This is a genomic window from Clostridioides sp. GD02367 (assembly GCF_045900275.1).
In the GTDB taxonomy this organism is placed as follows: Bacteria; Bacillota; Clostridia; order Peptostreptococcales; family Peptostreptococcaceae; genus Clostridioides; species Clostridioides difficile_A.
The window spans coordinates 223,146-241,410 of sequence record NZ_JBJODK010000005.1; the positions used below are offsets into that span (position 1 = coordinate 223,146).

An 18,265-nucleotide genomic window follows, 5' to 3' on the forward strand; every position below is an offset into this window, starting at 1 on the left:
AAAGAACATCGAAATATAACGAATATACTGAATAAATAAAATATAAACAATATAATGAAGAATAATAAAACTATACATGCTGCTTTGAAAAGCTAGTAAGGTAAATGTAATTGGTTCCTGTAAGGACTAGCTGTAGTTTATTTTTAGTGTACAAAAAATAAACAACTATAAAATTAACTGCATAAAAAGCAAATAGTAATAAAGGTGGTAGGGATTATGAAGATAGCAATAACAGGTAAAGGTGGAGTAGGTAAAACGACTTTTTCTTCAATGCTCTCTAGAATGTTTGCTGAAGACGGATACAGAGTTGTTGCTGTTGACGCTGACCCAGATGCTAATTTAGCTTTAGCACTAGGTTTTCCAAAAGAAGTATATGAATCAATAGTACCTATATCAGAAATGAAAAAATTAGTTTCAGATAGAACAGCTGCTTCTGTAGGTTCATTTGGAAAAATGTTTAAGATGAATCCTAAAGTTGACGATATCCCTGAAAATTTCTGTAAAGAATATAATGGAGTAAGATTACTTACATTAGGGACAGTAGATTCTGGTGGCACTGGATGTGTATGTCCAGAGCATGTTCTTTTAAAAAGATTATGTTCACATTTAATACTACAAAATAAAGATGTAGTTGTTATGGATATGGAAGCGGGAATTGAACACTTAGGAAGAGGAACAGCCCAAGGTGTAGATGCTTTTATAGTAGTTGTAGAACCAGGAGAAAGAAGTTTACAGACTTATAGAAAAGTAAAAAAACTTGGACATGATATAGGAGTAAATAAGGTATTTGTTGTAGGAAATAAAATTAGAAACAAAGAAGATGAAGAATTTATAATCAAAAACTTAGAAGATGGAGAATCTTTAGGATTTATTTATTACAATCAAGATGTTATAGATTCTGATAGAGCAAATCAATCTCCATATGATTCTAGTGAAACAACAAAAGCACAAATTAAAGCAATAAAAGATAAATTAATGTCACTTAAAGATAAATAGAATTTTGATTTGGGATTTTAGGTTGGTTAAAGGTTAGACATAGGTAATAGATAGGTAATAAATAAGTAATTAGATAAATAACTAGCTATTAAGTTTGAATATTTTAATAGCTTAGTAGCTAGTTTTTAAGCAATTTTACATGTATAATTATCTTATAAAATATAATTTTTACATATTAATACAATTTTTACAAAAATTATATTTTAAATCTATTTAGGTTGTGGGAGGAGATTCAGTTATGGGATTTAAATCTGATATTGAAATAGCTCAAGAAGCTAAACCTCAAGATATTAGAGAGGTTGCAAAAAAATTAGGACTAGGTGAAGATGATGTAGAACTTTATGGTAAATACAAAGCCAAAGTTGACTACAATCTACTAAAAAGAGACACTGGTAAAAAAGCTAAGTTAATATTAACTACAGCTATAAACCCAACTCCAGCAGGTGAAGGAAAAACTACTACTACTATAGGTGTGGCTGATGCATTTGCAAAATTAGATAAAAATGTATTAGTTGCTTTAAGAGAACCATCTCTAGGACCAGTATTTGGTGTTAAAGGTGGAGCAGCTGGTGGAGGATATGCACAAGTTGTTCCTATGGAAGATATAAACTTACACTTTACAGGTGATTTCCATGCTATAGGAGCTGCTAATAACCTTTTAGCTGCTATGCTTGATAACCATATTCACCAAGGAAATACTCTTAGAATAGACCCTAAGAAAATAACTTGGAGAAGATGTGTAGACATGAACGATAGACAACTTAGAAATATCGTTGATGGTATGGGTAAAAAAGGTGATGGAGCAGTTAGACAAGACGGATTTGATATAACTGTTGCTTCTGAGATAATGGCAGCATTCTGTTTGGCAAGTGATATATCTGACTTAAAAGAAAGATTAGGAAACATAATAGTAGGATATAGTTATGAGGGTGACCCTGTAACAGCTAGACAATTAAAAGCTAATGGTGCTATGGCTGCATTATTAAAAGATGCTTTAAAACCAAACTTAGTTCAAACTCTTGAAGGAACACCATCATTTGTACATGGTGGACCATTCGCAAATATCGCTCATGGATGTAACTCTGTTATAGCTACAAGAATGGCTATGCACTTTGCAGACTATGTAATAACTGAGGCTGGTTTCGGTGCTGACCTTGGAGCAGAAAAATTCTTAGATATAAAATGTAGAATGGCAAACTTAAAACCAGATGCTGTTATAATAGTTGCTACTGTAAGAGCATTAAAATACAATGGTGGAGTTGCTAAAGCAGACTTAAATAACGAAAACCTAGAAGCTCTTGAAAAAGGACTTCCAAACTTATTAAAACATGTTGAAAACATAACTCAAGTATATGGATTACCAGCAGTTGTTGCAATAAACAGATTCCCACTTGACACTGAAGCTGAACTTAAACTTGTTGAAGACAAGTGTAAAGAGTTAGGTGTAAATGTTGCTCTTTCTGAAGTATGGGCAAAAGGTGGAGAAGGTGGAGTTGCAGTAGCTAAAGAAGTTCTAAGATTATTAGATGAAGAAGAAAATAACTTTAGATTCTGCTATGAAGATGATTTATCTATAAAAGACAAGATAAATGCTATAGCTACTAAGATTTATGGAGCAGATGGTGTAGATTATACTCCAGAAGCTGATAAAGAAATAGCTAACTTAGAAAAACTTGGATTTACTAAGGTTCCAGTATGTATGGCTAAGACTCAGTATTCTTTAACTGATGACCAAACTAAATTAGGTAGACCAACAGGATTTAGAATAACTGTAAGACAAGCAGCAATCTCAGCAGGAGCTGGATTTATAGTTGCACTTACTGGAGAAATCATGAAGATGCCAGGATTACCAAAAGTTCCAGCAGCAGAAAAAATAGATGTTGATGAAAATGGAGTAATAGCTGGATTATTCTAAGCACATTAATTTATAAATAAAGAGTAGGAGATATCTTAAAATAGTTCGTAAAATATCTCGAATAATTTGAGATATTTTCCTACATCCTTTTAAGGAGGATTATCATGAAAATAGCAGATAAAACTTGTGTTGATTTTGTAGAGGTACTATCTTCTAAAGAAGCAGTACCAGGTGGCGGTGGAGCTGCTGCACTAGTTGGTGCAATTGGTATGGCTCTAGGCAGTATGGTATGTAATCTTACAATAGGAAAGAAAAAGTATGCTGAGTATGAAGAAAGCGTAAAAGAGATATTAAGTAAAGCTGGAAAACTAGAAAAAGATTTGTTAAAAATGATAGATGATGATGCAGAATGTTTCTTACCATTATCAAAAGCTTATGGGCTTCCTAAAGAAACTGAAGAAGAAAAAAGAATAAAAGCAGAGACAATGGAAAAAGCGCTTAAAGTTGCTTGTGAAGTACCATTAAATATAGTAAGAGTTTGCTATGAAGCTATTAAGTTACATGAAGATTTAGTTGATAAAGGTTCAAGACTTGCTATAAGCGATGTTGGTGTAGGAGTTCAATGTCTAAGAGCTGCTATACTTGGTGGACAATTAAATGTAGTTATAAATATAAATTCTATACAAGACAAGGAATATGTTGATAAAGTAAAAACAGAAGTAGATAAATTAGTTGAAGAAGGCGTAAAAACTTGTGATGAAGTTTATGCTAAGGTTGAAAAAGCTCTTGGAAAATAATTTTTAAATGACGAAAGTAAATACTATGTTGTTAATATGTGGTATATAGAATAAATTAATTTAAGTTTGCTTGTAGGGGAGTTGTGAATATATGGAAGGAATGTCAACTAAAGGACAAATTATAAAAGGAAAACCTGTAGCTGATAAGATTAGTGAAGAGTTAATAAAAGAAGTTGAGTTATTAGTTAAAGAAGGTATAAATCCTAAACTAACAATAGTTAGAGTTGGAGCAAGAAGTGACGATTTATCATATGAAAGAGGCGCATTAAAAAGATGTCAAAACATTGGTATAACAACAGAAGTGTTAGAATTAGCTGAAGATATAACTCAAGAAGAATACATTGATGTATTAAAGAGAGTTAATGATGACAAAAATGTTAATGGTATATTATGTTTTAGACCTCTTCCAAAACACTTAAATGAAGAAGTTATAAAATATGTTATTGCACCAGAAAAAGATGTAGACTGTTTTAGTCCAATAAACTCTGCTAAAGTCATGGAAGGTGATAAGAGTGGATTCCCACCATGTACTCCTACAGCAGTAGTAGAAATATTAAAACATTATAATGTTGATTTAAAAGGAAGTAAGGTAACAGTTCTTGGAAGATCAATGGTTGTTGGGAAGCCAGTATCAATGCTTTTATTAAGTGAACATGCAACTGTTACAATATGTCACTCAAAGACTAAAAATTTATCAGGTGTAGCAGCAGACGCGGATGTATTAATAGCAGCTATTGGTAGAGCTAAGATGGTTGATGAAACTTTTGTTAAAGATGGGGCAGTAGTTATAGACGTTGGTATAAATGTTGATGAAGAAGGAAATTTATGTGGAGATGTTGATACAAATGCAGTTTTAGATAAAGTATCAATGATAACTCCAGTTCCAGCGGGGGTTGGTTCAGTTACAACATCTATACTTGCAAAACATGTAGTTAAAGCTTGTAAATTACAAAATAATAAATAGATATATATAAGTGGAAGGTTTAGGGGGGAAGTAGATATGATAATTTCTGAAAATAAACCATTAGAAGAAGTACTAGGGTACTTAAAGAATTTTGACAAGCTAGTTTTAGTGGGTTGTAATCAATGTGCAGCGACTTGTAAAAGTGGTGGAGAAGAAGAAGTTCTAAAAATGAAAGAAACTCTTGAAGGTGAAGGCAAAAAAATCTTAGGATATGTAATGCTTGACCCTGCTTGTAACCTTTTAAAGTCTAAAAAGGATTTAAAGGCTCTAAAAGAAGAGACTAAAGAAGCTGATGCAGTTTTATCTTTAGCATGTGGAGATGGTACACAGACAATAGTTAAGAACCTAAAAGATAAACCAGTTTATCCAGCGAACAATACTTTGTTCATAGGGGAAGTACAAAGGGTTGGAGAATATGAAGAAGCTTGTAAAGCTTGTGGAGACTGCGAACTTGGTTGGACAGGTGGGATATGTCCAGTAACTATGTGTGCTAAAGGTCTTATGAATGGAGCTTGTGGTGGAGCTAAAAATGGTAAGTGTGAAGTAAATGCAGAGAATGATTGTGCTTGGATAAAGATATATGAAAGATTAGAAGCTATAGGACAATTAGGCAACTTAGCAGAAATAAGACCACCAAAAGACTATTCTAAGCAAAATAATCCAAGAAGTTTAAGTGCAAAGAAAAAGAAAGAAGCAGCAGCAAATTCATAAAAGTTTTTTTTAGAAGGTTAAAAGGGGGATTAGAGATGAGCTTATTAAGAGAAACATTAGAAAGTGGAAAATTTGCAGTTACTACTGAAATGGCTCCTCCAAAAGGGACTGACCTTTCACATTTAATAGAATGTGCAAAGCCATTAGTTGGAAGGGTTCATGCAGCAAATGTAACAGACTTTCAATCAGCAGTTATGAGAGCAACTTCTCTTGCTACATGTAAATTACTAAAAGATGCTGGATTAGAGCCAGTTATTCAAATAACAGGGAGAGATAGAAATAGAATAGCTATACAAGGGGAAATGTTGTCAGCAGGTGTATTTGGGATAAACAATTTGTTGGCACTAACAGGAGACCATACTAGCGTAGGAGACCATCCACAAGCTAAGGGAGTCTTTGATTTAGACTCTGTAGGGATACTTCAAACTGCTGAGACTTTAATGGCAGGTACGGACATGGCTGGTAATAAATTAAAGGGTTCTCCAGATTTTTATCTAGGAGCATCAGTAACTCCAGAATATTCTCCAATAGAAGTTCAATTATTAAAAATGCAAAAGAAAATAAAAGCAGGAGCTAAATTTTTCCAAACTCAAGCACTTTATGACATAAATACAATGAGAAAGTTTAGAGAATTAACAAGGGATATGGATTGCAAGGTATTAGCAGGGATAGTACCTTTAAAATCACCAGGAATGGCCAAATTTATGACTGCAAATGTACCAGGAATATTTGTTCCAGATGAACAAATCGAAAGATTAAGAGCAGTTGGAAAAGAAAACTGGGTAAGTGAAGGAATAAAAATGGCAGGAGAACTTATCAAACAATTAAAAGAAGAAGATTTATGTGATGGTGTTCATATAATGGCAATTGGGGCAGAAGAGAATATACCTGCTATACTAGATGCCGCAGGTTTATAGTATTGTAATATTATAGATTATATAAGGTTTGGGGGAATTAAGGATGAAGATAGTAGTAGTAGGTGGTGGACCAGGTGGATATGTAGCAGCTATAAAAGCTTCTATGCTTGGTGCAGAGGTAACAGTTATTGAAAAAAGAAGAGTTGGAGGAACTTGTTTAAATGCAGGATGTATACCAACTAAAGCACTTCTTGCTTCTTCTGGAGTATTAAACACTGTAAGAGAAGCAAAAGATTTTGGTATAGAAATAGATGGAACAGTTACACCAAACTTCACTGCCATAATGGAAAGAAAAAATAAAGTTGTAAATCAATTAATAAGTGGTATAGAATTCCTATTTGAAAAAAGAGGAGTAAAACTAGTTAATGGTTTTGGAAAATTAATTGATAAGAATACTATAGAGGTAACAAAAGAAGATGGAACAGTAGAGACTATAAAAGCTGACAAGATAATACTAGCAAATGGTTCTGTTCCAGTTGTACCAAGAATGTTCCCATATGATGGAAAAATAGTAATAACTAGTGATGAAGTTCTTGGACTTGAAGAGATACCTGAATCTATGTTAATAGTAGGTGGTGGAGTTATAGGATGTGAAATAGGGCAGTTCTTTAGAGCCTTAGGAACAGAAGTAACTATAGTTGAGATGGTTGACCAAATACTATTAAATGAAGATAAAGATGTAGCTAAGCAACTGCTTAGACAATTTAAGAAAGATAAAATTAAAGTTATCACAGGTATTGGAGTACAAACTTGTGAAGTAGTTGATGGCAAAGCTGTTGCAACTCTTTCTAATGGAAAGGTTATAGAAGCACAATATGCACTAGTATGTGTTGGTAGAAGACCTAACCTTGATAATTCTGGAGTAGAAGATATAGGAATTGAAATGGAAAGAGGAAAAGTAGTAGTTAATGAGCATCTTGAAACTAATGTAGAAGGTATATACGCAATAGGTGATATAATAGATACTCCTTTCTTAGCACATGTTGCTTCTAAGGAAGGTATCGTAGCAGTTGAAAATGCTTTAGGTAAGACTAAGGTAGTAGATTATAGAGCAATTCCAAGATGTGTTTATACAGAGCCTGAAGTTGCTGGTGTTGGTAAAACTGAAAAGCAACTTGAAGCTGAAGGTGTAGAATACAATGTAGGTCAATTTGACTTTAGAGGTCTTGGAAAAGCACAAGCTATAGGACATTTCCAAGGATTTGTAAAGATTATAGCTGATAAAGAAACAGATAAAATAATAGGTGCAGCAGTAGTAGGGCCTCATGCTACAGATTTATTAACTGAGTTGTCACTAGCTGTTCATCTAGGATTAACAGTAGAACAAGTAGGGGATGCAATACATCCACATCCAAGTTTATCAGAAGGACTAATGGAAGCTCTTCATGATGTACATGGTGAATGTGTTCATTCTGTACCTAAATTATAATACGTAAACAGAGTACATAAGGCTCTGTGGCTGATTTAAGGGGGAAGTCTTAAAATGGGATACAATATAGCTGTTGCAGGAAAAGGTGGAACTGGTAAAACAAGTCTCACAGGGCTTTTGATTGATTATTTGGTTAAGGACAATAAGGGACCAGTATTAGTTGTAGATGCTGATGCTAATGCTAACATAAATGAAGTATTAGGTATCGAAGTTGAAGCAACGATAGGAGAAATAAGAGAAGAAGTAAATCAAAGAGAAAAGTTAGGCAATGCATTCCCTGGTGGTATGACAAAAGCACAATATCTACAATTTAGATTGAACTCTATAATTGAAGAAGGCGAAGGATATGACTTATTAGTAATGGGTAGATCAGAAGGTGAAGGATGTTACTGTTTTGTAAATGGAATACTTAGAGAACAAGTAAATAAAATATCTGGTCATTACAAATACTTAGTCATGGACAACGAAGCTGGTATGGAACATCTAAGTAGAAAAGTCACTAGACATGTTGATACACTTTTATTGGTTAGTGATTGCTCAAGACGTAGCATACAAGCTGTTGCTAGAATAAGAGATTTAGCTGAGGAACTAAAATTAAATGTTGGAAGAATACTTCTAATTGTAAATAAAGTTCCAAATGGGGTTATGAATGATGGTGTTAAAGAAGAAATTGAAAAACATAACCTAGAGTTAATCGGTGTTGTACCTATGGATGAATTGATATATGAATATGATTCTACAGGTATTCCTTTAGTTAATTTACCTGAAGATTCAAAATCTAAAGTGGCTATGAAAGAGATTTTTGCTAAATTAGAATTAAAATAGGTTTAAGGGGGAAAAAAATATGGCATTTAAAATGTCTACTCAAAAATATTCTGGAAAAATATCAGAAGTTGAAGTAGGAATAGGGGAAAAGGCAATTAAATTAGGTGGGGAAAATGTATTACCTTTTTATAGTTTTGATGGAGAAGTAGGGCATTCTCCAAAAATAGGTATAGAAATATCAGACGTTTATCCTGAAAGCTGGACTGATTCATATAAAGAGTTATACAAAGATGTAGCTAAGTGTCCGGTAGAATGGGCTAAATATGTTGAAGCTAATACACAAGCAGACTTTATTTGCTTAAAATTTGATGGTTCTGACCCAAATGGATTAGATAAGTCAGTTGATGAATGTGCTGATGTAGCTAAAGCAGTAATTGAAGCAATAGAATTACCTTTAGTTGTAGCAGGTTCAGGAAATCATGAAAAAGATGGTAAATTGTTTGAAAAATTAGCTCAAACATTAGATGGGCATAACTGCTTATTTATGTCAGCAGTAGAAGATAACTACAAAGGAGTAGGAGCATCAGCTGGTATGGCTTATGCACACAAAGTTGGAGCTGAATCTTCTGTTGATATAAACCTAGCTAAACAATTAAACGTACTGTTAACTCAATTAGGCGTTAAAGGTGAAAATATAGTTATGAATGTTGGATGTTCAGCAGTTGGTTATGGATATGAGTATGTTGCATCTACTATGGATAGAATTAGACTTGCAGCATTTGGTCAAAATGATAAGACATTACAAATGCCTATCATAACACCAGTAGCTTTTGAAGTAGGTCATGTTAAAGAAGCTATAGCTCCAATAGAAGATGAGCCAGATTGGGGTTGTCCAGAAGAAAGAACTATAGCAATGGAAGTTTCAACTGCAGCAAGTGTTTTAGTAGGTGGTTCAAACGCAGTTATACTTCGTCATCCAAAATCAATAGAAACTATAAAAGAATTGGTTAACGCATTAGCTTAATTAAATTGTTAAGGTTAGGGGGAAAAAATAATGGCATTAAAAGCTTTAGATATATTTAAATTAACACCAAAGAAAAACTGTAAGGATTGTGGATTCCCAACTTGTATGGCTTTCTCTATGAAGGTTGCTTCAGGAGCTGTAGAAGTAGGTAAATGCCCACACATGTCTGATGACGCTATAGCGAAATTATCAGAAGCTACAGCACCTTTAATGAAAGCTTTAAAAGTTGGTACTGGTGCATCTGAATATGAACTAGGTGGAGAAACAGTATTATTTAGACATGAAAAAACATTAGTAAGTAGAAATAGATATGCAGTTTCATTCTGTACTTGTATGAGTGATGAGGCAGTAGATTCTAAAATAGCTAACATGAAAAAAGTTGACTATGTAAGAATTGGTGAACAAATGAAAGTTGAAATGGTTGTTCTAGAGTACTGTGGAGATAAAGATGCATACTTAAAATTAATAGATAAGATAAAAGGCAGTGGATTAGAAGTAGCTTACATTTTAGCTTGTGATGATGCGCAAGTAGTTAAAGAAGCTGCTGAAGTATTAAAAGATGCTAGACCAATGGTATATGGAGCAACTAAAGAGAACTACAAAGATATGATAGAAGTAGTTAAAGGAGCAAGTTTACCATTAGGTGTAAAAGCTGGTAGCCTAGAAGAATTATATGAAACAGTTGAATTAGTTCAAGCTGCTGGATATAAAGAATTAGTATTAGATGTAACTGGAGAAAACATAAAAGATACTTACACTAATGCTATACAAGTTAGAAGAATAGCTTTAAAAGAGCAAGATAGAACATTTGGATATCCTTCAATAGTATTTGCAAATAGATTATCTAATTCTAACCCTATGATGGAAATTGCTTTATCATCAATATTTACTATAAAATACGGTTCTATAATAGTAATAGATGATATCAGTTACGCTAAGGCGTTACCATTATTTGCACTAAGACAAAATATATACACTGACCCACAAAGACCAATGAGAGTTGAACCAAAGATTTACCCAATCAATAACCCAGATGAAAATTCTCCAGTATTAGTTACTGTTGACTTTGCATTAACTTACTTCATAGTTGCTGGAGACATAGAAAGATCAAAAGTTCCAGTATGGTTAGTAATACCAGATGCAGGTGGATATTCAGTTCTTACATCTTGGGCTGCTGGTAAATTTGGTGGAAATTCAATCTCTGCTTTCATTAAAGAAAGTAAAGTAGAAGAAGTAACTAATTGTAAAGACCTTATCATTCCAGGAAAAGTTGCAGTACTTAAAGGTGATATAGAAGACAACTTACCAGGATGGAGTGTAGTTATAGGACCAGAAGAATCTATGGAATTACCTAAGTTCTTAAAAGGATACCAAGAAAAAGCATGCCAAACAAACTAATAAAATATTAACTAACTATTAATATTAAATTTAAAGGGGGACATTATAAATGGAAAAATTTATGATTATAGGTGAAAGAATACACTGTATCTCACCTTCAATAAGAAAGGCATTAGCAGAAAGAGATCCAGCTCCAATATTAAAAAGAGCAAAAGAACAATTAGAAGCAGGAGCACATTATATAGATTTCAACATAGGACCTGCTGAAAGAGATGGCGAAGAAATAATGACATGGGGAATCAAATTACTTCAATCTGAGTTCAACAATGTTCCTATAGCTCTAGATACAGCTAATAAAAAAGCTATCGAAGCTGGACTTAAAGTTTATGATAGAACTAATGCAAAACCAATAATAAACTCTGCTGATGCTGGCTCAAGATTTGATTTAATAGATATAGCAGCTGAATATGAATCAATGGTTATAGGTTTATGTGCAAAAGAAGGTATCCCAAGAGATAATGATGAGCGTATGGCTTACTGCCAAGAAATATTAGAAAAAGGCTTAATGTTAGGAATGGAACCAACTGATATATTATTCGACCCATTATGCTTAGTTATAAAAGGTATGCAAGAAAAACAAGTAGAAGTTTTAGAAGCTATAAAAATGATGACTGAAATGGGACTTTTAACTACAGGAGGATTATCTAACGTATCTAATGGATGTCCTAAACATGTTAGACCTGTTTTAGATAGTGCATTCTTAGCAATGGCAATGGCTAATGGATTTAGTTCAGCTATAATGAATCCATGTGACCCAGAATTAATGAAAACTGTAAAATCTTGTGACATAATCAATGGGGCATCTTTATATGCAGACTCTTTCTTAGAGTTAAATGAAGGTGGATTTGCTTTCTAGGGTTTTTAGGGTATAGTTAATAAAAAATAGGTGTAAATATTAAAGGGGGAAATAGAATGAATCTATATAATATAATCTTTACAGGGTCAGAACAAGCTTTAGGTGCAGCTCAAGCTATGCTAGCTGAAGCTATAGAAAAAAACGGAAAAGAACATAAAGTTGCTTTCCCTGATACAGCATATTCATTACCTTGTATATATGCTGCAACAGGACAAAAAATGAACACTTTAGGGGACTTAGAAGCTGCTTTAGAAGTAGTAAAATCTTTAATAAACAGAACTCATTTATTAGAACATGCTTTTAATGCTGGTTTAGCTACAGCTTTAGCCGCAGAAGTAATTGAAGCATTAAAATACTCAACTATGGATGCTCCATATAGTGAGCCATGTGCAGGTCATATAACTGACCCTATAATCAGATCACTTGGTGTACCACTAGTTACAGGAGATATACCTGGTGTTGCAGTTGTTCTTGGTGAATGTCCTGATGCTGAATCAGCAGCAAAAGTTATAAAAGATTACCAATCTAAAGGTTTATTAACTTTCTTAGTTGGTAAAGTTATAGACCAAGCTATAGAAGCTGGAGTAAAAATGGGTCTTGAACTAAGAGTTATACCTCTAGGATACGATGTAACTTCTGTTATACACGTTGTATCTGTTGCAGTAAGAGCAGCATTAATATTCGGTGGATTAACTCCTGGTGATTTAAATGGATTATTAGAGTACACATCTAATAGAGTTCCTGCATTTGTTAATGCATTTGGACCATTAAGTGAATTAGTTGTATCTGCAGGTGCTGGAGCAATAGCTTTAGGATTCCCAGTTGTAACTGACCAAACAGTTCTTGAAGTTCCAATGAACTTATTAACTCAAAAAGATTACGATAAGATAGTAGCTACTTCATTAGAAGCTAGAGGAATAAAAATAAAAGTTACTGAAATACCTATACCAGTTTCATTTGCAGCAGCATTTGAAGGTGAGAGAATTAGAAAGAGCGATATGTTTGCTGAGTTTGGTGGAAATAGAACTGAAGCTTGGGAACTTGTTGTTAAGAAAGAAGCAGCAGAAGTTGAAGACCATAAGATAGAAATAATAGGACCAAATATAGATGAAGTTGAGGCAGATGGTGTATTGAGATTACCACTTGCTGTAATAGTTAAGATAGCTGGTAAAAACATGCAAGAAGATTTCGAGCCAGTTCTTGAGAGACGTTTCCACTACTTCTTAAACTATATAGAAGGTGTAATGCACGTTGGACAAAGAGATATGGCTTGGGTAAGAATATCTAAAGATGCATTTGATAAAGGATTTAGACTTGAGCATATAGGAGAAGTTTTATATGCTAAAATGTTAGATGAATTTGAATCAGTAGTTGATAAGTGTGAAATAACTATAATTACAGATGCTGAAAAAGTTTCTGAATTAAAAGGTGAAGCAATAGCTAAGTACAATGCTAGAGATGAAAGATTAGCTTCATTAATTGATGAAAGTGTTGATACTTTCTATTCTTGTAACTTATGTCAATCATTTGCACCAGCTCATGTTTGTGTTGTTACTCCTGAAAGACTTGGTCTTTGTGGAGCAGTTAGCTGGTTAGATGCTAAGGCTACTAAAGAACTAGACCCAACAGGTCCTTGTCAACCAATAGAAAAAGGCGAGTGCTTAGACGATAGAACAGGTGTATGGAATTCAGTAAATGAAACTGTAAACCAAATATCTCAAGGTGCAGTTGAAGCTGTTACATTATACTCTATATTAGAAGACCCTATGACTTCTTGTGGATGCTTCGAGTGTATCTGTGGTATAATGCCAGAAGCAAATGGATTTGTTGTAGTTAATAGAGAGTTCCCAAGTGTTACTCCAGTTGGTATGACTTTCGGAGAACTTGCTTCTATGACAGGTGGAGGAGTTCAAACTCCAGGATTCATGGGACATGGAAGACATTTCATATCTTCTAAAAAGTTTGCTTATGCAGAAGGTGGACCAGAAAGAATAGTTTGGATGCCAAAAGAATTAAAAGATTATGTAGCTGATAAATTAAATGCTACAGTTAAAGAAATGACTGGAATAGAAAACTTCTGTGATATGGTTTGTGATGAAACTATAGCTGACGATTCTGAAGGCGTATTAGCTTTCTTAGAAGAAAAAGGTCATCCAGCATTAGCTATGGAAAGTGTAATGTAATTGATGGAAAATTTAAAATAGTGTGATATAATATTAATATGATTTAAATAATTTAATCAATAATATAATATTGGGGGTCTATCGAAATGAAATTATTACCAGAATTAAAATACTCTAAAGATCATGAGTGGGTCAAAGTAATTGATGGAGATGTTGTATATATAGGTATAACAGATTATGCTCAAGATCAATTAGGAGAAATATTATTTGTTGAAACACCAGAAGTAGAAGATACTGTAACTAAGGGAGTAGATTTTGGAGTAGTTGAATCTTCTAAAGTAGCTTCTGACTTAATATCTCCTGTTAATGGTGAGGTATTAGAAGTTAATGAAAAATTAGAAGATGAGCCAGAATGTATAAATGAAGACCCATATGAAAACTGGATATTAAAAGTAAAACTAGCTGATGTTGCTGAACTTGATACGTTATTAAGTGATAAAGAATACGAGGCTGGATTAGAATAATTAAAGATTAGTATATTATTATAATTGGGGAAAGTATAGTAAAATTTGAGTGCACGCAAATTTAGCTATACTTTCCTTTTATAATATATAGAACAAATTGGGAGGGATAGTATGATAAAAGTAACTTTTACACCAAACAATAAAGAAGTTTATTGCAATGAGGGGGATGTGTTATTAGAGGTTGCAAGAAATGCAGATGTATTTATAGATGCTCCTTGTAATGGAAATGTATCCTGTGGTAAATGTAAGGTAAAATTATTGAATGGGAAAGTTGATACAGAAAAAACAAGACATATAACGGATGACGAGTGGGAGCAAGGTTATATATTAGCTTGTTGTACAAAAGTAGTTTCAGATATAGAAATTGAAGTTCCTTCTAAACTATCATCTTCTATGCATGGTATGAAGATAGAAGGTAGTAATAAAAAAGAAGATAGAGAAATTTTTGAAAGAGCTAAAAAGATAATTGAAGAGCATAATCTTCAATTTAAAACAAATATAAAAAAGAAATACATAGAAATGGAAGAGCCGAACTTAGACGATAATATAAGTGATGTAGATAGATTAGAGAGATATGTTAGAAATAATCTAGGATATAATGAAATCGATTTTAGACTAGATATACTTAGAAAGATGCCAACAATATTTAGAAAGAGTGATTTTAAAGTTACAATAACTTATGTCCAAAAACAAAAGAAGCTTACAATTATAAATATAGAAGAAGGCAACAAAGAAAATTCATTGTATGGAGTTGCAATAGATATTGGTACAACTTCAGTAGTTGTATGCCTAGTTGACTTATATTCAAAAGAAGTAGTAGATAAAGCTTCTTCTGGAAATGCACAGATAAAATATGGGGCAGATGTTATAAATAGAATTATATATTCAACTAAGAAAAATGGGTTAGAGACACTTAATAAGGCTATAGTTGAAGAAACTATAAATCCTCTATTGAAAACAATATACGAAAGAAATGGCATAAATAAAGAGGATGTAGTTACATTAGTAGCTGCTGGAAATACAACCATGACAAGCTTATTCTTAGGTGTGTATACAGACTTCTTAAGACAAGAGCCTTACATACCTCCATTTTTAAAATCTCCAAAACTTATGGGTGAAAATGTGGGTCTTTTCGTAAATGATAGTGCATATGTGTACTTAGCTCCATCTGTTGCAAGTTATGTAGGAGGAGATATAACAGCAGGTGTATTATCAGCAGGTATATGGTCAAGTGAAGAAAATGTTTTATTTATAGATTTAGGAACTAATGGAGAGATAGTATTTGGTAATCAAGACTATATGATGAGTTGTGCATGTTCAGCAGGACCTGCCTTTGAGGGTGGAGGTATAAGCTGTGGAATGAGAGCATCAGCAGGAGCAATAGAAAAAGTAGCTATTGATAAAGAAACTCTAGAGCCAACACTAAAGATTATTGATGAATGTGCTCCAGTTGGTATATGTGGTTCTGGTATAATTGATTTAATTTGCCAAATGATTACTAAAGGTGTAATAGATAGAAGAGGTAAGATATACAGAGATTTAGATAATAAGAGAGTTAGATTTAATGAGCATGAGATAGGAGAATATGTATTAGCATTTAAAGAAGAATTTGACTTAGAAAATGATATAGTAGTAAATGAAGTTGATATAGATAACTTTATAAGAGCTAAAGGAGCTATATATTCAGGTGCATATACTCTTGTAGATAGCTTAGGTATGGACTTTAGCATATTAGATAGAGTTTATATAGCAGGTGGTATAGGAAATAACTTAGACATAGAAAACTCAATAATTATAGGATTACTTCCTGATATTGACAGAGAAAAATTCACTTATATTGGAAATAGTTCGCTTGTTGGTTCCTACTTAGCTCTTATAAGTAAAGATGCAAAAAATAAGCTTGAAGAAATAGGTAATCAGATGACTTATGTTGAACTTAGTGTATATCCAAGCTATATGGATGAATTTATATCTGCATGCTTCTTACCACATACAAATATAGAGCAGTTCCCAACAGCAAAAAGATTACTTGAAGAGTAAAACATAACTTAAAAGGAATAAATTATGAATAAAAATTTATCTGAAAAAATGAAAATCGCTTTTGATATTAGACTAAATAATTTTGGTAATAAAATAGATTTTGCCTATCCTAATCAGACATTAGCACTTAGTACTACAAGTAATAAATGTAGCTTAAAGTGTGCTCATTGTAATGGTCACTACTTAAACAATATGGTGCCAATAGAAGATTATAAAGAAAAAGTACAATCAAGAAATATAACTAGTTTTTTATTAAGTGGTGGTTGTAGCTATGAAGGAGATGTACCAATAAATACTCATATCAAGGCTATTAAAGATTTAAAAGAGCAGGGATATAGATTGAATGCTCATTTAGGGCTTATGGAGAAAGATAGAATTATAGAGTTGTGTAAGTATTTAGATGTAGTTTCTTTTGATTTAGTATTTGATAGAGAAACAATAAGAGAAGTTTATAAGATTGAAAAGAGTAAAGAAGACTACATTGAAGCTTACAATACAATAAGAGAAAATACAGAAGTAGCACCACATATATGTATTGGTTTAAAAGGAGGGCAAATAAAGGGTGAATATGAAATTATAGAATACCTACAAAAAAATCCTCCTAATAAACTTACATTTATAGTACTTATTCCAACAAAAGGGACTGAGTATGAGAATGTAGAGCCTCCTGAGCTAGAAGAAGTAGCAGATATCTTATGTGAAGCTAGAATTAATTTGCCATATACTGAAATTAATCTAGGTTGTATGAGACCAAGAGGAACATATAGAAAAGAGTTAGACCAGTTATCTATAATGTGTGGAGTTAATAGAATAGTATTACCATCAAAATCTGCTAAGAATAAGGCTATAGAAATGAATATGATAATAACTGAATGTAAGGAGTGTTGCGTTTTATGATTAGACTATCATCTGGGACAGCGATAGAACTTGGGATATTAAACAAAAAAAGCGATATACCTCCTACTACAGCATATATAATGATTGGAGAAAAATGTATAAACAAATGCAGTTTTTGCTCTCAATCAATAGAAAGTAGCACTAGAAAAGATAAGTTATCAAGAGTAGTTTGGCCAGAGTTTCCTAAAGAAGAAATATTGGATGCTTTAAGAATTTATAAAAAGAAAAATATAAAGAGAATATGTATTCAATCAATGGCAAGTGAAGAAGCTCATAAGTCTGTTTTAGATTTTATAAATTATATAAATGAAAAAATAGATATGCCGATTTCATTGTCTGCAAAGTTAGAGAGTGATGAAGAAATAAATAAGTTTTTTTCAGCAGGAGTAGATAAAATAGGAGTAGCAATAGATGCAGCAAATAAAGAATTGTATGAAAAAATAAAAGGAAATAATTATGATGAGAAGTTAAAGTTTATAACTGAGATGTCAAAATCATATCCTAATAAAATAAGTACTCATATAATAGTTGGGATGGGTGAAAGTCATGAGGATATATATAATCTATATAATTATTTAAAGGAAAATAACATAACGATTAGCTTATTTGCATTTACTCCAGTTAGAGGAACTAAAATGGAAAAAATAAGCCAACCAAATATAGAAAGTTATAGAAGAGTACAATTAATGTCTTATATGATAAATAAAGGCTACTCAAAAGAATGTTTTGAATTTAAAAATGGATATTTAGATAATATCAAACTTGATAATGATATTATAAAAGACATAAACAAAGGTTATCCTTTTGAAATAAGAGGATGTAAGGATTGCAATAGACCATATTATAATGAAAGACCAGGAAGTACTATATACAACTATTCAAGACCTTTAAATCAAAGTGAGATAGATTTAGCTATAAAAGAAATAAATTTATAAATGATTTCTAGGATATATTTGTACTAAAGATGGA

The 18,265-nt window shown here is 32.6% G+C and carries 16 protein-coding genes; all 16 read left to right on the plus strand.

The genetic code is table 11. From position 1 onward, the window contains the following. The first annotated feature begins 216 nt into the window (after window positions 1–216). The 16 genes from Q3223_RS09165 to Q3223_RS09240 all read left to right on the plus strand — a co-directional run bounded on the left by Q3223_RS09165 (window position 217) and on the right by Q3223_RS09240 (window position 18,231). The gene (locus tag Q3223_RS09165) at window positions 217–996 is read left to right on the plus strand and encodes an AAA family ATPase (RefSeq protein WP_054269251.1); all 780 of its coding nucleotides are present in this window, start codon (window positions 217–219) and stop codon (window positions 994–996) included. A gap of 238 nt (window positions 997–1,234) precedes the next feature. Then, window positions 1,235–2,911, plus strand: coding sequence for a formate--tetrahydrofolate ligase (locus Q3223_RS09170; protein WP_074179177.1), 1,677 nt, complete (start codon window positions 1,235–1,237; stop codon window positions 2,909–2,911). 104 nt (window positions 2,912–3,015) lie between these two features. Continuing rightward, window positions 3,016–3,648, plus strand: a complete 633-nt coding sequence (locus Q3223_RS09175; protein WP_054269252.1) for a cyclodeaminase/cyclohydrolase family protein — start codon at window positions 3,016–3,018, stop codon at window positions 3,646–3,648. Window positions 3,649–3,739: 91 nt separating this feature from the next. Next, window positions 3,740–4,612 (plus strand): bifunctional 5,10-methylenetetrahydrofolate dehydrogenase/5,10-methenyltetrahydrofolate cyclohydrolase, encoded by an 873-nt coding sequence (locus Q3223_RS09180; RefSeq protein ID WP_054276053.1) that lies wholly within the window; start codon window positions 3,740–3,742, stop codon window positions 4,610–4,612. A 36-nt stretch (window positions 4,613–4,648) separates the two neighbouring features. After that, on the plus strand, window positions 4,649–5,323 hold the full coding sequence (locus Q3223_RS09185; protein WP_021383443.1) for a methylenetetrahydrofolate reductase C-terminal domain-containing protein: 675 nt from the start codon (window positions 4,649–4,651) through the stop codon (window positions 5,321–5,323). 35 nt (window positions 5,324–5,358) lie between these two features. Continuing rightward, window positions 5,359–6,240: a methylenetetrahydrofolate reductase gene (locus Q3223_RS09190; protein WP_021383473.1), complete on the plus strand. Its 882-nt coding sequence runs from the start codon at window positions 5,359–5,361 to the stop codon at window positions 6,238–6,240. Between the two features lie 43 nt (window positions 6,241–6,283). Then, complete coding sequence (gene lpdA, locus Q3223_RS09195; RefSeq protein ID WP_021383534.1) at window positions 6,284–7,669, plus strand: dihydrolipoyl dehydrogenase; 1,386 nt, start codon at window positions 6,284–6,286, stop codon at window positions 7,667–7,669. A gap of 54 nt (window positions 7,670–7,723) precedes the next feature. Next, the gene (locus Q3223_RS09200) at window positions 7,724–8,494 is read left to right on the plus strand and encodes a carbon monoxide dehydrogenase accessory protein CooC (protein ID WP_021383511.1); all 771 of its coding nucleotides are present in this window, start codon (window positions 7,724–7,726) and stop codon (window positions 8,492–8,494) included. 19 nt (window positions 8,495–8,513) lie between these two features. Beyond that, a complete protein-coding gene (gene acsD / locus Q3223_RS09205) occupies window positions 8,514–9,458 on the plus strand; it encodes an acetyl-CoA decarbonylase/synthase complex subunit delta (RefSeq protein WP_054269254.1) in 945 nt (314 codons plus the stop codon). Between the two features lie 30 nt (window positions 9,459–9,488). Beyond that, window positions 9,489–10,856, plus strand: a complete 1,368-nt coding sequence (acsC, locus tag Q3223_RS09210; RefSeq protein WP_054269255.1) for an acetyl-CoA decarbonylase/synthase complex subunit gamma — start codon at window positions 9,489–9,491, stop codon at window positions 10,854–10,856. Between the two features lie 49 nt (window positions 10,857–10,905). Then, on the plus strand, window positions 10,906–11,712 hold the full coding sequence (gene acsE, locus Q3223_RS09215) for a carbon monoxide dehydrogenase/acetyl-CoA synthase methytransferase subunit (RefSeq protein ID WP_021383485.1): 807 nt from the start codon (window positions 10,906–10,908) through the stop codon (window positions 11,710–11,712). 56 nt (window positions 11,713–11,768) lie between these two features. Then, complete coding sequence (gene acsB / locus Q3223_RS09220) at window positions 11,769–13,895, plus strand: acetyl-CoA decarbonylase/synthase complex subunit alpha/beta (protein WP_054269256.1); 2,127 nt, start codon at window positions 11,769–11,771, stop codon at window positions 13,893–13,895. An 86-nt stretch (window positions 13,896–13,981) separates the two neighbouring features. Continuing rightward, window positions 13,982–14,359: a glycine cleavage system protein GcvH gene (gcvH, locus tag Q3223_RS09225; protein ID WP_003418363.1), complete on the plus strand. Its 378-nt coding sequence runs from the start codon at window positions 13,982–13,984 to the stop codon at window positions 14,357–14,359. 111 nt (window positions 14,360–14,470) lie between these two features. After that, window positions 14,471–16,399, plus strand: a complete 1,929-nt coding sequence (gene acsV, locus Q3223_RS09230) for a corrinoid activation/regeneration protein AcsV (RefSeq protein ID WP_054269257.1) — start codon at window positions 14,471–14,473, stop codon at window positions 16,397–16,399. Window positions 16,400–16,423: 24 nt separating this feature from the next. Next, a complete protein-coding gene (locus tag Q3223_RS09235) occupies window positions 16,424–17,296 on the plus strand; it encodes a radical SAM protein (protein ID WP_407811888.1) in 873 nt (290 codons plus the stop codon). Continuing rightward, entirely contained in the window at window positions 17,293–18,231 is a 939-nt protein-coding gene (locus Q3223_RS09240; protein ID WP_054269259.1) for a radical SAM protein, read from the plus strand. Before Q3223_RS09235 ends, Q3223_RS09240 begins: the two co-directional genes overlap by 4 nt. The last annotated feature ends 34 nt before the right edge of the window (window positions 18,232–18,265 follow it).

What these genes read in the sequence shown, in the direction of transcription:
- Q3223_RS09170 (WP_074179177.1), top strand. Translation starts at nt 1,235, where the DNA reads ATGGGATTTAAATCTGATATTGAAATAGCTCAAGAAGCTAAACCTCAA.
- acsB (WP_054269256.1), top strand. Translation starts at nt 11,769, where the DNA reads ATGAATCTATATAATATAATCTTTACAGGGTCAGAACAAGCTTTAGGT.
- Q3223_RS09185 (WP_021383443.1), top strand. Translation starts at nt 4,649, where the DNA reads ATGATAATTTCTGAAAATAAACCATTAGAAGAAGTACTAGGGTACTTA.
- acsD (WP_054269254.1), top strand. Translation starts at nt 8,514, where the DNA reads ATGGCATTTAAAATGTCTACTCAAAAATATTCTGGAAAAATATCAGAA.
- Q3223_RS09175 (WP_054269252.1), top strand. Translation starts at nt 3,016, where the DNA reads ATGAAAATAGCAGATAAAACTTGTGTTGATTTTGTAGAGGTACTATCT.
- Q3223_RS09165 (WP_054269251.1), top strand. Translation starts at nt 217, where the DNA reads ATGAAGATAGCAATAACAGGTAAAGGTGGAGTAGGTAAAACGACTTTT.
- Q3223_RS09235 (WP_407811888.1), top strand. Translation starts at nt 16,424, where the DNA reads ATGAATAAAAATTTATCTGAAAAAATGAAAATCGCTTTTGATATTAGA.
- Q3223_RS09200 (WP_021383511.1), top strand. Translation starts at nt 7,724, where the DNA reads ATGGGATACAATATAGCTGTTGCAGGAAAAGGTGGAACTGGTAAAACA.
- gcvH (WP_003418363.1), top strand. Translation starts at nt 13,982, where the DNA reads ATGAAATTATTACCAGAATTAAAATACTCTAAAGATCATGAGTGGGTC.
- Q3223_RS09240 (WP_054269259.1), top strand. Translation starts at nt 17,293, where the DNA reads ATGATTAGACTATCATCTGGGACAGCGATAGAACTTGGGATATTAAAC.
- acsV (WP_054269257.1), top strand. Translation starts at nt 14,471, where the DNA reads ATGATAAAAGTAACTTTTACACCAAACAATAAAGAAGTTTATTGCAAT.
- lpdA (WP_021383534.1), top strand. Translation starts at nt 6,284, where the DNA reads ATGAAGATAGTAGTAGTAGGTGGTGGACCAGGTGGATATGTAGCAGCT.
- Q3223_RS09190 (WP_021383473.1), top strand. Translation starts at nt 5,359, where the DNA reads ATGAGCTTATTAAGAGAAACATTAGAAAGTGGAAAATTTGCAGTTACT.
- acsC (WP_054269255.1), top strand. Translation starts at nt 9,489, where the DNA reads ATGGCATTAAAAGCTTTAGATATATTTAAATTAACACCAAAGAAAAAC.
- Q3223_RS09180 (WP_054276053.1), top strand. Translation starts at nt 3,740, where the DNA reads ATGGAAGGAATGTCAACTAAAGGACAAATTATAAAAGGAAAACCTGTA.
- acsE (WP_021383485.1), top strand. Translation starts at nt 10,906, where the DNA reads ATGGAAAAATTTATGATTATAGGTGAAAGAATACACTGTATCTCACCT.